Origin of the sequence: Streptomyces sp. NPDC088910, from assembly GCF_044749865.1 — a bacterium.
Classification (GTDB): domain Bacteria; phylum Actinomycetota; class Actinomycetes; order Streptomycetales; family Streptomycetaceae; genus Actinacidiphila.
Genome location: NZ_JBIVIV010000002.1, coordinates 696301 through 708770 on the forward strand (window position 1 = coordinate 696301; position 12470 = coordinate 708770).

The 12470-nt window shown below is 70.9% G+C and carries 12 protein-coding genes; 7 read left to right on the forward strand and 5 right to left on the reverse strand.

Going from position 1 to position 12470, the window contains the following annotated elements:
- Positions 1–2 precede the first annotated feature (2 nt).
- The 3 genes from ACIP4Z_RS07585 to ACIP4Z_RS07595 all read right to left on the reverse strand — a co-directional run bounded on the left by ACIP4Z_RS07585 (position 3) and on the right by ACIP4Z_RS07595 (position 2732).
- Positions 3–1301, reverse strand: a complete 1299-nt coding sequence (locus tag ACIP4Z_RS07585; protein WP_391041689.1) for an SLC13 family permease — start codon at positions 1299–1301, stop codon at positions 3–5.
- A 230-nt stretch (positions 1302–1531) separates the two neighbouring features.
- The gene (locus ACIP4Z_RS07590) at positions 1532–1888 is read right to left on the reverse strand and encodes an immunity 51 family protein (protein ID WP_401305748.1); all 357 of its coding nucleotides are present in this window, start codon (positions 1886–1888) and stop codon (positions 1532–1534) included.
- A 31-nt stretch (positions 1889–1919) separates the two neighbouring features.
- Complete coding sequence (locus ACIP4Z_RS07595) at positions 1920–2732, reverse strand: ABC transporter ATP-binding protein (RefSeq protein WP_401305750.1); 813 nt, start codon at positions 2730–2732, stop codon at positions 1920–1922.
- Here ACIP4Z_RS07595 and ACIP4Z_RS07600 point away from each other — a divergent pair, their 5' ends adjacent.
- From ACIP4Z_RS07600 to ACIP4Z_RS07615, 4 genes are all read left to right on the forward strand, one after another.
- Positions 2733–3038 carry an ATP-binding protein gene (locus tag ACIP4Z_RS07600; protein WP_401305752.1) on the forward strand — a complete coding sequence of 102 codons (306 nt, stop codon included), beginning with the start codon at positions 2733–2735 and terminating at the stop codon, positions 3036–3038. It abuts the gene before it with no gap.
- On the forward strand, positions 3035–3430 hold the full coding sequence (locus ACIP4Z_RS07605) for a GNAT family N-acetyltransferase (RefSeq protein ID WP_355340012.1): 396 nt from the start codon (positions 3035–3037) through the stop codon (positions 3428–3430). The genes ACIP4Z_RS07600 and ACIP4Z_RS07605 overlap by 4 nt, the downstream gene beginning before the upstream one ends.
- A gap of 383 nt (positions 3431–3813) precedes the next feature.
- Entirely contained in the window at positions 3814–4311 is a 498-nt protein-coding gene (locus tag ACIP4Z_RS07610; protein WP_401305754.1) for a hypothetical protein, read from the forward strand.
- On the forward strand, positions 4308–5393 hold the full coding sequence (locus ACIP4Z_RS07615; RefSeq protein ID WP_401305756.1) for a hypothetical protein: 1086 nt from the start codon (positions 4308–4310) through the stop codon (positions 5391–5393). The genes ACIP4Z_RS07610 and ACIP4Z_RS07615 overlap by 4 nt, the downstream gene beginning before the upstream one ends.
- A gap of 101 nt (positions 5394–5494) precedes the next feature.
- Here ACIP4Z_RS07615 and ACIP4Z_RS07620 read toward each other — a convergent pair whose 3' ends face one another.
- Positions 5495–7558, reverse strand: coding sequence for a phosphocholine-specific phospholipase C (locus ACIP4Z_RS07620; protein ID WP_391041672.1), 2064 nt, complete (start codon positions 7556–7558; stop codon positions 5495–5497).
- A 442-nt stretch (positions 7559–8000) separates the two neighbouring features.
- On the opposite strand from ACIP4Z_RS07620, the gene ACIP4Z_RS07625 reads away from it, so the two are divergent.
- From ACIP4Z_RS07625 to ACIP4Z_RS07635, 3 genes are all read left to right on the forward strand, one after another.
- Entirely contained in the window at positions 8001–9176 is a 1176-nt protein-coding gene (locus ACIP4Z_RS07625) for a glycoside hydrolase family 43 protein (protein WP_401305759.1), read from the forward strand.
- A 629-nt stretch (positions 9177–9805) separates the two neighbouring features.
- On the forward strand, positions 9806–10801 hold the full coding sequence (locus ACIP4Z_RS07630) for an ANTAR domain-containing protein (RefSeq protein ID WP_401305761.1): 996 nt from the start codon (positions 9806–9808) through the stop codon (positions 10799–10801).
- Complete coding sequence (locus tag ACIP4Z_RS07635; protein WP_401305763.1) at positions 10801–11616, forward strand: PIG-L deacetylase family protein; 816 nt, start codon at positions 10801–10803, stop codon at positions 11614–11616. The genes ACIP4Z_RS07630 and ACIP4Z_RS07635 overlap by 1 nt, the downstream gene beginning before the upstream one ends.
- A gap of 92 nt (positions 11617–11708) precedes the next feature.
- On the opposite strand, the gene ACIP4Z_RS07640 is transcribed toward ACIP4Z_RS07635, so the two are convergent.
- On the reverse strand, positions 11709–12467 hold the full coding sequence (locus tag ACIP4Z_RS07640; RefSeq protein WP_391158389.1) for an ANTAR domain-containing protein: 759 nt from the start codon (positions 12465–12467) through the stop codon (positions 11709–11711).
- Between the last annotated feature and the right edge of the window lie 3 nt (positions 12468–12470).

Genomic DNA, 12470 nt, shown 5'->3' on the forward strand with positions numbered 1-12470 from the left:
GGTCACGCCAGCGCGAAGTAGCGCAGCCACAGATAGAGGGCCGATACGGCGACGGTGGCGGCGGTGACGACCAGGCCGTAGCGGGTGAACTGCCAGAACGAGATGGGCTGTCGGGCGCGTTCGGCGATGCCGAGCACGACGACGTTGGCCGAGGCGCCGATCGCGGTGGCATTGCCGCCGAGGTCGGCGCCGAGGGTCAGCGCCCACCACATGACGTGGTCGGGGTCGCCGCCCAGGTGACGGACGAGGTCGGCGGCGACGGGCGCCATCGTGGCGACGTACGGGATGTTGTCGACGACGCCGGACAGGACGGCGGACGCGCCGAGCATCAGCATGGAGCCGCCGAGTTCCCGGTCGCCGACGGCGTTGGCGAGGGCGTCGGAGACCTCGCCGATGACACCGGTGTCGATCAGGCCGCCGATCATGACGAACAGCCCGGCGAAGAAGGCGAGGGTGGGCCACTCGACCTCGGTCAGCACCTCGCCGGTGTTCGCCCGGGACACCGCGACGAGCAGTCCCGCGCCGAGCAGGGCCACGACGCTCGGTTCGAGGTGCAGCACCGGGTGCAGGACGAAACCGGCGATGACGAGGGCGAGTACGGCCAGGCCCTGCCGGAGCATCCGCGGGTCGCGTATCGCCTCGCGCTCGTCCAGCGCCATGACCGCCAGCGCGCGGTCGGCGTCCCCGTCGAACGCCGAGCGGAACATCACGCGTGACAGGCCGATCAGCACGAGCACCAACACCACGGCCAGCGGTGCCAGATGGACGAGGAAGTCGTTGAAGGTCAGTCCCGCGCGGCTGGCGATGATGATGTTGGGCGGGTCGCCGACGAGCGTCGCGACCCCGCCGATGTTCGCGGCGAAGACCTCCGCGATCAGGAACGGCGCGGACGGCAGGGCGAGGCGTTCGCAGACCAGCAGGGTGACGGGCGCGACGAGCAGCACCGTCGTCACGTTGTCCAGCAGCGCGGAGGCGGTGGCGGTGACGACGATGAGCATCACCATCACGCGGAACGGTTTGGCCCGCGCCCGCTTCACCGACCAGATCGCGAGGTACTCGAAGAGGCCGGTGCGCTTGAGCACGCCGACGATCATCATCATGCCCAGCAGCAGGAAGATGACGTTCCAGTCGATGCCGGAGTCTTCGGAGTAGAAGGCGGAGACGTCGTCGGTCGCGCCGATCGCGAGCATCAGTCCGGCGCCGCCGAGCGCCGCAGCCACCCGGTGGACGCGTTCGCTGATGATCAGCGCGTAGGTCCCGAAGAAGACGGCGACGGCCGCCCACGCGTGCCAGTCACTCATCCGGCACCGCGTGTTCCGCCCGTATCCACGTCACGACTACCACGGACGGTGCCCCCGATCAGCGAAGAGAGTTCTCTCGTATTCGCCGACCAGACTTCCCGGCACACCAGCGACCAATTTACACGTCTCATACGACTTCTTGACGCGGATGCGGTGATTCCGGGGGTCCGGGGGTTCGGGGGTCCGTCACGGGCGGAGGGCGGGGGAACGGGGTCCCGCGGCGGCCTAGTTCAGTCGAACCAGGCCGGATCGCCGGTCTCTATCAGGTGCTTGAGGACCGCCTTGTCGGTCAGGGCCTCCTTGAGCAGGGCGCCCAGGGCCTGGAGCGCTTCGGGGTCCGTGCCGTAGGCGACGAACATGCCCGCTTCGGGGTCGAAGGAGACGCGGTCGAGGAGTTCGGGCGCGCGGGAGCGGATGGCCGAGCGGGCGACGCCCGTCCAGCCGTAGCCGCTGCCGTGCTGCTCGCACTCCTCGAAGACGTCCATGAAGGGGACCATGTCGGTGTCGCTGAGCAGCAGGCAGTAGTTGCCCGGGTCGTGGTCGTACTCGAAGAACGTGAGCGGGTCCAGCGTCGAGGTTTCGGTCATGGGCTGACGCTATAGGGAGCCACTGACAGGCTCAGGCGGCCCGCGTCGTCGTGACTTTGCCCTTGCGGAGGGTGAGGGTGCGGTCGGAGCGGGCGGCGAGGGTCTGGCTGTGGGTCACGACGATGACGCACTTGTGCTGGATGTGCGCCAGGTCGCGGAAGATGTCGATGATGCTGTCGGCGGTGTCCTCGTCGAGGTTGCCCGTGGGTTCGTCGGCGAAGAGGATGTCGACGTCGCAGGCCAGGGCCCGGGCGATGGCGACGCGCTGCTGCTGCCCGCCGGAGAGCTTGAGCACATTGCGGTGCGCGGCGTCGGGGTCGAGGCCGACGCCGGCCAGGATGTCGAGCGCGCGGGCTTTGCGCCGCCCGGTGGCGGGCCTGGCGCCGGTGATCTCCATCGCGGTGACGACGTTCTGAAGGGCCGTCATGTACGGCAGCAGGTTGTACTGCTGGAAGACCGTGGCGGCGTGCTTGTTGCGGTAGCGGCCGAGGCCGATGGACGCGATGTCCCGCCCGTCGAAGCGGAAGGTGCCCGTGGTGGGGCTGTCCAGGCCGCTGGCCAGGCTGAGCAGGGTGGTCTTGCCGCTGCCCGAGGGGCCGAGGATGGTGGAGAACGTGCCCCGCTCGAAGGACACGTCGATCTGCCGGAGCACGGTGGTCTTGCGCCGCTGGCTCTGGTAGGTGTGGCTGACGGCGGAGAGTTGGAGGACGGGGGGAGCGGCGGGGACGGCGTCGGAGGTGGCGCCGGAGGCGGCCTCGGGGGCGGCGTCGGGGGTCGCGCCTGCCGCCGTAGCGGCGGCCCGGGACTCGCGCGGAGTCCGTGAGGTGCCCGAATTCCGTTTCATATGAGGTCACTTGCCCTTCGTGAGGATCGTGCGCGGGGTGAGCCGGAGTACGGCGGCGCCGGGGACGGCGGTGGCGGCGATCCGGTGCCCGCCGACCGCGTGCCCGGCCTCTTCGAGCCCTTCCGCCGTCTCGCCCCCGACCGCACCAGCGCCTCACCCGCGTCCGGCCACGGACTCGGCCTCGCGATCGTCCGCTCCATCGCCACCGCCCACCACGCCACGCTCACCGCCCGCCCCACTCACCCCGGCGGCCTGGCCGTCACCGTCACCTTCGCCCGCGCCGCCGACCGTACGATCGCGGCGTGACGATCACCTACGAGTGGCGCGGCCACGTCGACAACGAAGCCCTCAACTCCCTTCACGCCGACGGCTTCGGCGGCCCGCCCGCCCGCACCGACTGGCGCGCCCGCCTCGAACGCCACAGCCTCGGCTGGGTCTGCGCCCACGACGACACCCGCCTCATCGGCTTCGTCAACGTCATCTGGGACGGCGGCGCCCACGCCTTCCTCCTGGACACCGTCGTCTCCCGGCCCCACCGCTCGAAGGGCGTCGGCGCCCACCTCGTCGCCACCGCCGCCCACCACGCCCGCGCCGCCCACTGCGAATGGCTCCACGTCGACTTCGAGCCCCACCTCCGCCCCTTCTACCTCGACACCTGCGGCTTCCGCCCCACCCCAGCGGGCCTGATCGCCCTGTGACTCCGGATGCCGGCACCGCAGCCGTCGTGTCCCCGCGCAGTGACGCGATCGTGACGCGCTGAGCGCGGGAGCACTCTCGAACCTCACGCGTTCTCTTCGCTACCGTGGGTGGCGGATACGGGGGGTCAGGCGTGCGGGGTCCGAGGGGGCCTTTTCGCCGACGCCCCGAACGGTGCCCACGGACAACCGATCGGGAGACTTCGACCATGCGAGCCCGCTCAGCATTTCCCGTCGCGGCTCTCGCGGCGACCGCCGCGTTGACGCTCTCCGCCTGCGGCGGCGGCTCAGGTGGCGGCGACAGCAAGATTTCCCCGACCACGGCGCCCCCGGCCACAGCGACGGCGACCGCGACATCGGCGCAACCGACGGCGACGGGTGGGGTGTTGACCGTCGACCCGGCGCTCGCGCTCCCCGCGGACCTGAAGCTCGACTTCGACTGGCGGCTTCCGGCGGACGACGCCGAGGCCGGGGTCCTGACCGCGTCGGCCGACTTCATGCAGTCGATGACGCACGGCGTGGTCGAGCAGAGCGTGAAGGGCGGGGCCCTGAACACGTACGCGGAAGGCGACGCGTACAGCTACGCGAAGCAGTACGTCCAGATGCACATCGACGCGAAGAAGACGGTGACCGGTACCGACCGCTTCTTCCGGCCCGCCGTCAAGCTCCTCGCCAAGAACTCGGCGGCCGAAGTCACCTTCTGCGAGGACCAGTCGAAGCTGTTCAGCAAGGAGATCGGGACCGGGAAGGTGCACGTCACCGGCGCTGACGACCGCAACTACGTGTCGTACCAACTGGTGCTCAGCCTGTTCCGGCCCGGCACGCAGCTCTGGCGAGCACAGTCGATCACCACCAAGGAAAGGGCGTTGGAGTGCAAGCAATGACGGGTACGGGGTCACTCCGCCGCGCGCTGCCCCTCGCGGCGCTCATCGTGTTACTCGCGGCGGCACCGGGTTACGCCTTCGACGACACCGGTTTGCCGCCGTCGGGTGGAAAGGGTTCGGGTGGAAAGGGATCGGGTGACAGCGGCGGAAACCTGGAGGCCATCGCCCAGGGGTACCGGCTGACGTATCCCACGGGCAGGCCGAGCGGCGCGAGCCGACCGTTGGCGTCGGTCAACGTCAACTGGGCGCCGCCGCCTTGCTGGTTCGGGCCGAAGTACACCCCCGAGCAGTTCAAGGCGGAGTACACGAAGAACTTCAACGACGAACTGCCCCAGGTGCACGGCACTTTCCGTACCGCCATGGGGATGGACCGGGACCACTACCAGAACGGGCTGGACTACCCCGGCGGGGACAAGGGCTACAAGGACTTCAACAGCGCCGAGGCCGGCAAGGGAATGTGGTGGCTGGTGACTGTCAATCCGGACGCCGACCCGTCGGCGCAGATGGGCTGCAACGACCAGACGCCGAGGTGGGTGCCCAACGGCCAGATGCCGCCTGCCGGGACCGGGCATGTGATCACCCCGGAAATGCTCTCCAAGCTCGCCTTCGCCCACACCCACGTACCCGGCGTGAGGATCGTGACCAATCCCGCGGGCCCGCAGACGGTCAACATCCCCACCTGGGTGACCCTGCGACAGGCGTACACGCCGGTGAAGGTGCGGGCGTCGGTGGACCTGGGCGGCGGCCGGGAGATCTGGGCCGAGACCACCGCGGAGCCGTCCGCCGTGCACATCACCCCCGGCACCTCCGACGCCACCGTCTTCCCGTCCTCCGGCGACTGCCCGATCGGACCCGACGGCAAGGTCGGCGCCGCCTACAACGGCGACCCGAAGGCAGCCCCTCCCTGCGGCGTGACGTACCTGCGCTCGACGCAGAACACCCCGCCGTACCAGCTCGATGTCTCCGTCAACTGGCATGTGAGCTGGACGGGTTCGAGCGGCGGCCCCTACGCCCTGCCCGACGGCAGGGTCGGCGACCCGCGAGAGGTGACGGTCCGGGAGATCCAGACCATCAACAACTGACCGTCCGCGGCGGGCGGTTCAGCCGGGCGGACCAGATCCATGGCTCGTCCGGCGGACCGGGATGCGCGGGATCCGGACGGACTCGCGCCGCCGCGGGGTCCTCAGGTTGTTGATGTTGCCGGGTCGCTGGTGCTGGGGGTGCCGGTTTCCACGTGGGCGGCGAAGCGGCGGAGGTAGGCGGGGTCGGTGGTGGTGGTGACGGTGATGTCGTACCAGTGGTTGCCGGCCGGGACGCCCCAGGCGGGGACGGTGCGGGAGGCGCCGGCGGCCACGGTGTAGGTGTAGTGGGCGGTGGGGGCGTAGGCGTCGGTGGCGTTGAAGGTGACGGGGGCGCCGGTGGGGTTGCTGAAGACGAGGGTGACCTGGCCGGTGGCGGGGGTGTGGCGGGCGGTCACCTCGGGGCCGATGGAGCCCGCGGTGCCGGCCATGCGGCGCAGGAAGCCGTTGGGGCCGTGGACGGAGAAGTCGTAGCGGTCGGAGGCGGCGGGCATCAGCCAGGTGTCGACCAGGGATTTGCCCGCCTCGACGGTGTACGGCCAGGGGCCGTCGGAGCGGACCGCGGAGGTGACGAGGAAGGCGGCGCCCGCCGTGCCGAAGTTGCGGAAGGTGAACTGGAAGCGTCCGCCCGCGGGTTGGGTGTCGGCGGCCAGGTCGTACGGCAGCGGGCGGGCGTTGCGCAGGCCCGGTTCCTGGCGCGGGACGGCGCCGGTGGCGGGCGGGGTGGGGACGTAGTCGCCGGGGTTGTTGTGGTTCGGCGGTACGTAGCCGCCGGTGCCGGGGAGCGCGGGCGCGGCGGCGTTGCTGCGGGTGAAGTCGAAGGCGGCGGTGAGGTCGCCGCAGACCGCGCGGCGCCAGGGTGAGACGTTCGGGTTGCGCACACCGAAGCGCTTCTCGATGAACTGCACGATCGAGGTGTGGTCGAAGGTCTGCGAGCAGACCCAGCCGCCCGTGCTCCAGGGCGAGAGCACCAGCATCGGCACGCGCGGCCCGAGCCCGTACGGCCCGGCCGCGTAACCGGAGAGCCCGCCTGTGTAGAGGTCCTGGGTGACGTCGGCGGTGGACAGCCCGCGCGCGGCGGAGGCGGGCGGGAAGGGCGGCACGACGTGGTCGAAGAAGCCGTCGTTCTCGTCGTACGTGAGGAAGACGGCGGTACGGCTCCACACGTCGGGGTCGGCGGTGAGCGCGTCCAGCACCTGGGAGATGTACCAAGCGCCGTAATTGGCAGGCCAGTTGGGGTGTTCGCAGAACGCCTCAGGGGCGGCGATCCAGGAGACCTGGGGGAGTTTGCCGCCCACGACGTCGGCCCTGAGCCGGTCGAAGTAGCCGTCGCCGTTGCGGGCCGAGGTGCCGGTGCGGGCCTTGTCGTACAGGGCGCTGCCGGACTGGGCGTTGCGGTACTGGTTGAAGTACAGCAGGGAGTTGTCGCCGTAGTTGCCGATGAAGGGGTCGCTCGTCCAGCCCCAGCCGCCGCCGGAGTTCAGGCCGGTGCCGGTGTCCTGGTAGACCTTCCAGGAGACGCCCGCCCGCTCCAGGATCTCGGGGAAGGTGGTCCAGCCGTACCCGGCCTCCTCGTTGCCCAGCACCGGGCCGCCGCCCTTGCCGTCGTTGCCCGAGTAACCCGTGTACATGTAGTACCGGTTGGGGTCGGTGGAGCTGAGCATCGAGCAGTGGTAGGCGTCGCAGATGGTGAACGCGTCGGCGAGCGCGTAGTGGTACGGGATGTCCTGGCGGGTGAGGTGCGCCATCGTCGTGGTGGTCTTGGCCGGGATCCAGCGGTCGTAGTTGCCGCCGTTCCACGCCTGGTGGGTGCCGTACCAACTGTGGTCGAGGTCGCGGAGGAACTGGAGGCCGAGGTTGTCGATGTTCGGCCGGAAGGGGAGCGTCTCGTGCCCGGCGGCGTCCGCCTGGTGGAAGACGGACTTGCCGCTGGGGAGGGTGGCCGGGCGGGGGTCGCCGAAGCCGCGCACGCCGCGCAGGGTGCCGAAGTAGTGGTCGAAGGAGCGGTTCTCCTGCATCAGGACGACGATGTGCTCGACGTCCTGGAGGGTGCCGGTTCCCGCGGCGGCCGGGATCGAGGCGGCCTTGGCGATGCCGCCGGTGAGGACGGACGCGGCGGCGGTGGCTCCGGCGAGTTGCAGGAACCTTCGGCGGTCGACGTTGGGCACGGGGCTTCTCCTGACGGTCCGGTGGGGGCGGGCCGTGCTGCCGGTGGCGCTCTGAGCGTGCTCTGGCGGTGCCCCGGCAGGGCGGGTCCGGCTGCGCGGTGGTGCGTGCGGAGGGGGCATTTGCGGCATACGCGAACACGTGTGGCGTGCACATGATGGTGATCCGGGGCGGATGGTGTCAATGGGGCGCGGGGGAGTACGGGTTGACCGGCCGAGTCGTACCGCCTTGGGTGATTGACATGCCCACGGTCACTCGCGATGCTGTTGGAACGTGCTACCACCGGTGTTGACCCTTGTGCGGGAGCGGTGGAAACGGTGGGATTCAAGCGGTCAGAGCGCCAAGTTCCCCCCTCCGATGCGGTTCTGACCGGACGTCGTCCCTCGGCGGGCGCTCCACCGCCCGCCCGGCGTCGAAGCGGAGGCCCGACCATGGAACGGGACTATGAAGCTTCTGCGAAGTCTCCACAGTGCCTTGGCAGGCGGCGGCCGGGGCGGTTCGTCCGGCACCGGCCCGGGCGGTTTGTCCGGCACCGGTCTGGGCGGTTCGTCCGGCACCGGCCGGGGTGCCCTGGCCGGCACCGTGTGCGCAGCCCTCGCGGCCGTACTCGCCCTGCTGGCCGTGCTGTGTTCCGCGCCCGCCCAGGCGTCCCAGACCACCATCCACAACGCCGACCCGAGCGTGATCCGGGTCGGCGGCACGTACATCTCGGCCGAGACGTCGGGCGGCGGCATCGCCGTACGGAAGGCGTCGTCGCCCGACGCCCTCGGCGCGGCGGCCTCCCGCAAGGTCTGGTCGGACACCAAGGGCCGCGGTGAGGTGTGGGCCCCGGAGATCGTGGTGGACGGCGGCCGGTACTACATCTACTTCACGTCGGGCGCCGGAGCCGCGCACCGGATGTACGTCATCAGCTCGGCGACCGCCGACAGCGGCTACGGCGCCGAGACCCAACTGGCCCTGCCCAACGACAAATGGGCCATCGACGGGAACCTCTTCACCTTCAACGGGCAGCGCTGGTTCGTCTGGTCGGGCTGGGCGGGCGATACGAACGTCGAACAGAACCTGTATATCGTCCGGATGAGCAGCCCCACCGCGCCGACCGGCGCGCGCTACATCATCTCCCAGCCGCGCGAGAGCTGGGAGCGCGTCGTCGGCAACCCGTACATCAACGAGGCGCCCGCCGCCGTCAAGGACCCCAACGGGCAGCTCCACATCGTCTATTCGGCCAACGGGAGCTGGAGCGACCAGTACTGCATGGCCGATCTGCGGCTGCGCTCCGGCGGTGACCCGACGTACGTCTGGGACTGGTACAAGTCCAACGGCTGCCTGTTCGGCGCGCACGCCGCCACCATGATGTCCGGCTGGGACCCCACCCTCTACGTCAACGGCCCCGGCTCCCACAGCTTCGTCCTCCTCAACGGCGACATCGGCACCAGCCCGCCCGCCGGCCCCCGCTTCCCCCTCATGTTCACCGCCGTCCCCAAGGGCACCCCCTACTCCTGGTCCAACCGCTACTGGTTCACCGGCACCTTCTGCTGGTGGGGCAACACCACCTACTCCCGCGCCAACGTCCCCGGCCCCACCTCCGACACCGGCTTCAGCCTGAAGTTCTTCGAATAACCCCCACCGGTCCCGGTTCGGGGTGCTGGCGGGGGCGTGGGGAGGGGGATGGCGTACGGGGTGCGCCCCTGCCCCCGGCGGTTGTCCGAACGTACGGTTTGAGCAGGTGAGGGCTTTGACGCAGCACCCCCATGGGCGGAATCCGGCGAGCGGCGCGCTGGGCGCGTACGACCTGGGCGGGTACGAACGGCACGCGGACGCGCTGTTCTCGCTGGCGCTGTTGCTGTGCCGCGATCCGGAGCGGGCGGTCGACGCGGTGGCGGCGGCGGTGGCGCTGTCGTATCGGGGTGCCGGCGCCCGTGGCGGACAGGGAACTGCGGTCGGTACTGCGCCGTGCCGCCGACCTCCCGGCCGGGCGCACGGTCTGACGTCAGGGTGCCCGCGGACACCCGGGAGGTAGGGTGGAAGGAGCGTCCCTGCCCCTGGCGCAGTCGGTTGAGTGCGATGCCGCCACCGGGGCCGCGGATCTCCCGCGGACCACCTCGCCGTGACGGGCGGAACCCACAACCGCTGAACGGATGACCGTTCACCCTTACGCGAACGCGATGACCGCGTGACCGGTCTCCGTCCGTCGTTCCTTCCGCGCTCGGGGAATCGAGGCCATGTGAGGCCGTATGCGGTGGTGCCCGATGGCGGCTGAGCGCCTGGCGGAGGCACTGCGTCTGCTCCAGGACGGCCAGGGGTCGCCCGCGGTGGCCGTGGCGGGCGCCGCGGCCCTTGAGGTGGACGGCGTCGCCGTCTCGCTGGGGAACGAGCCGGGCAGGACCGAGGTGCTGTGGTGTTCCGACGACGTGTCGCGCGGCTTCGAAGACCTCCAGCTCACACTGGGGCAGGGCCCGGGACCCGACTGCATGGTGGGCGGTACGACGGTGCGGGTGCCGGATCTGGCCCGCGTCCGCCACGACCGCTGGCCCGAGCTGGTCATGGAGGCGCCCGGCCTGGCGGCGCGCGCGGTCTTCTGCTTCCCGCTGCGCATGGGCGGGATCGGACTCGGGGTGCTGACCGCGGTACGGCGCGCGCCGGGGCCGTTGACCAGCGGGCAGAGCGCCGACGCGGCGATCCTGGCCGCCGCCCTGACCAGGTACTTCCTGGAGGGTGCCGGTCGGGCACGCCAAGAGGCGGACCCTGTGAACCCGCGGGGCCCGATGAACCCGCCGGCTTCCCTCCCCTTCCTCCATCACGCCGCGGTCCACCAGGCGACCGGCATGGTCAGCGTCCAGCTCGCCGTCTCCCTCGCCGACGCCCTGCTGCGGCTGCGGGCCCACGCGTACGGCAGCGGGCGCACCGTGACGGACGTGTCCCACGACGTCGTGGCCACCATCGCGATCCTCCAGCGGCGGACCCTCGCGCACGCCGAGGCGGAACGCGACCAGCTCCAGTACGCGCTCAACAGCCGGATCATCGTCGAACAGGCCAAGGGCATCCTCGCCGAGCGCTGGAACATGTCCCTCGACCTGGCCTTCGCCACTTTGCGCTCCTTCGCCCGAGCGCGTCAGCACAAGATCTCGCACCTGGCCCGCCTGATCACCGAGGGCGGCTTCGACACCGACGTCATCGCGCACGGCGTCAAGGAAACCAATCGCGCGGAACCGGGCGGCCCCGTGGCCGGTAGGGAGACATCCTGATGGACCAGCACGACACCCCGCACAACCCCGAGCAGCACACCGACACCCCGCACACCGAACTTCCCGAGCACGCCGATCCGCTCCAGGCGCCCGGCACCGACGAGGAGCAGTGGCGCGCCTGGGACGGCTGGGCGCACCTGGCCGACACCGAACTGCCCACCGCCGGACGGGTGGTGGTCGTGGCCGCGCACCCCGACGACGAGGTGCTGGGGGTGGGCGGCAGCATCGCGCTGCTCGCCGCGGCCGGTGTGGCGGTCACCGTCGTGTCGGTGACCGACGGCGAACTGTCCCACGCCGACAGCACGGCCATCACGTCCCATCAGCTCGTCGGCATCCGGGCTGCGGAATTGCGCGAGGCCCTGGCCGAACTCGGCGCCGACGCACAGGACATCGTCCGGCTGAGAGTGGCGGACACCGAGGTGGCGGGCCATGAGGACGAGGTCGCCGCGGCCCTGGTGCCGCTGCTGTCCGACGCCGACCTGTGCCTGGCGCCGTGGACCGGTGACGTCCACAGCGACCACGAGGCCGCGGGCCGCGCCGCGCTGACCGCCGCCCGTAAGGCGTCGGTGCCCTGCCTGCTCTATCCCGTGTGGATGTGGCACTGGGCCCGCCCCGGCGACCCCCGCGTGCCGTGGGCGTCGGCGTCCCTCGTCCGGCTGCCGGAAGAGGTGGCCGCCCGTAAGCGGGCCGCTGTCCAGCGGTTCGTCAGCCAGGCCAGGTCCCTCGGCAGCTCGCCGGATGACGCGGCGGTCCTGCCGCCCGGCGAAATCGCCCACCACGTTCGGGACTTCGAGGTCGTGTTCACACCGGCCTGAGCACCCCAGGGCCTGAGCGCCCCAGAGCTTGGGCGTCCCGGTGCCTGGGTCGCCCCAGGGCCCGGGCGTCCCGGCGCCTGAGTGTCCCGCTCCTACGCGCCCGTCCGCGGCGCCCGCGTCGGAAAGGTGCGGATGGTCTCCGTGGCCTGCGTGCCGTCGGCGATCTCGCGGGCCAGGTCGGAGAGTTTGCGGCCGTGGGCGTGGGCGTAGGAGCGGAAGACGCTGAACGCCTCGTCGACGCCCAGGTGCCAGCGCTCGGCGAGGATGCCTTTGACCTGTTCGATGGTGATGCGGGCGTTGAGGGCGTACTGGAGCTGGTCGCGTTCGGCCTCGGCGTGGGCGAGCGTGCGCTGTTGGAGGATCGCGATGGTGGCGACATCGGCGAGGGCCTGGGCGAGGGTCACGTCCTGGTCCGTCAGCGGCTCCGGGTCGGTCTGGAAGAGGCTGAGCGCGCCGATCACCCGGCCGCGCAGCCGCAGCGGCAGCGCGTTGGTGGCGACGAATCCGGTGGCCTCGGCCCCGGCGGTGAACTGGGGCCAGGCGGCGGCCACTTCGGGAGCGCCGAGGTCGACGTTGGTCCGCGGCTCGCCGTCGTGGTAGCAGTCGACGCAGGGACCCTGGTCGTGCTGGAGCGCGAACAGCTCCAGCAGCCTGGTGTGTTCGTCGGAGGCCGCGAGTACGTGCAGGACACCGTTCTCGTCGGCGAGCAGGACGCCGACGGCGGCGACGTCCAGCAGCTCCATGCAGCGCACCGACAGCTTCTGGAGGAAGTCGATCACGTCGAAGTCGTCGATCAGGAAGTCGGTCACCTCGACGAAGACCTCGGTGACTTGCTGTTCGCGGGTCGTCATGGA

Excerpts from the sequence above, each read along its gene's own strand:
- ACIP4Z_RS07585 (WP_391041689.1), bottom strand. The coding sequence starts at position 1,301 with ATGAGTGACTGGCACGCGTGGGCGGCCGTCGCCGTCTTCTTCGGGACC.
- ACIP4Z_RS07590 (WP_401305748.1), bottom strand. The coding sequence starts at position 1,888 with ATGACCGAAACCTCGACGCTGGACCCGCTCACGTTCTTCGAGTACGAC.
- ACIP4Z_RS07595 (WP_401305750.1), bottom strand. The coding sequence starts at position 2,732 with ATGAAACGGAATTCGGGCACCTCACGGACTCCGCGCGAGTCCCGGGCC.
- ACIP4Z_RS07600 (WP_401305752.1), top strand. The coding sequence starts at position 2,733 with ATGAGGTCACTTGCCCTTCGTGAGGATCGTGCGCGGGGTGAGCCGGAG.
- ACIP4Z_RS07615 (WP_401305756.1), top strand. The coding sequence starts at position 4,308 with ATGACGGGTACGGGGTCACTCCGCCGCGCGCTGCCCCTCGCGGCGCTC.
- ACIP4Z_RS07625 (WP_401305759.1), top strand. The coding sequence starts at position 8,001 with ATGAAGCTTCTGCGAAGTCTCCACAGTGCCTTGGCAGGCGGCGGCCGG.
- ACIP4Z_RS07630 (WP_401305761.1), top strand. The coding sequence starts at position 9,806 with ATGGCGGCTGAGCGCCTGGCGGAGGCACTGCGTCTGCTCCAGGACGGC.
- ACIP4Z_RS07635 (WP_401305763.1), top strand. The coding sequence starts at position 10,801 with ATGGACCAGCACGACACCCCGCACAACCCCGAGCAGCACACCGACACC.
- ACIP4Z_RS07640 (WP_391158389.1), bottom strand. The coding sequence starts at position 12,467 with ATGACGACCCGCGAACAGCAAGTCACCGAGGTCTTCGTCGAGGTGACC.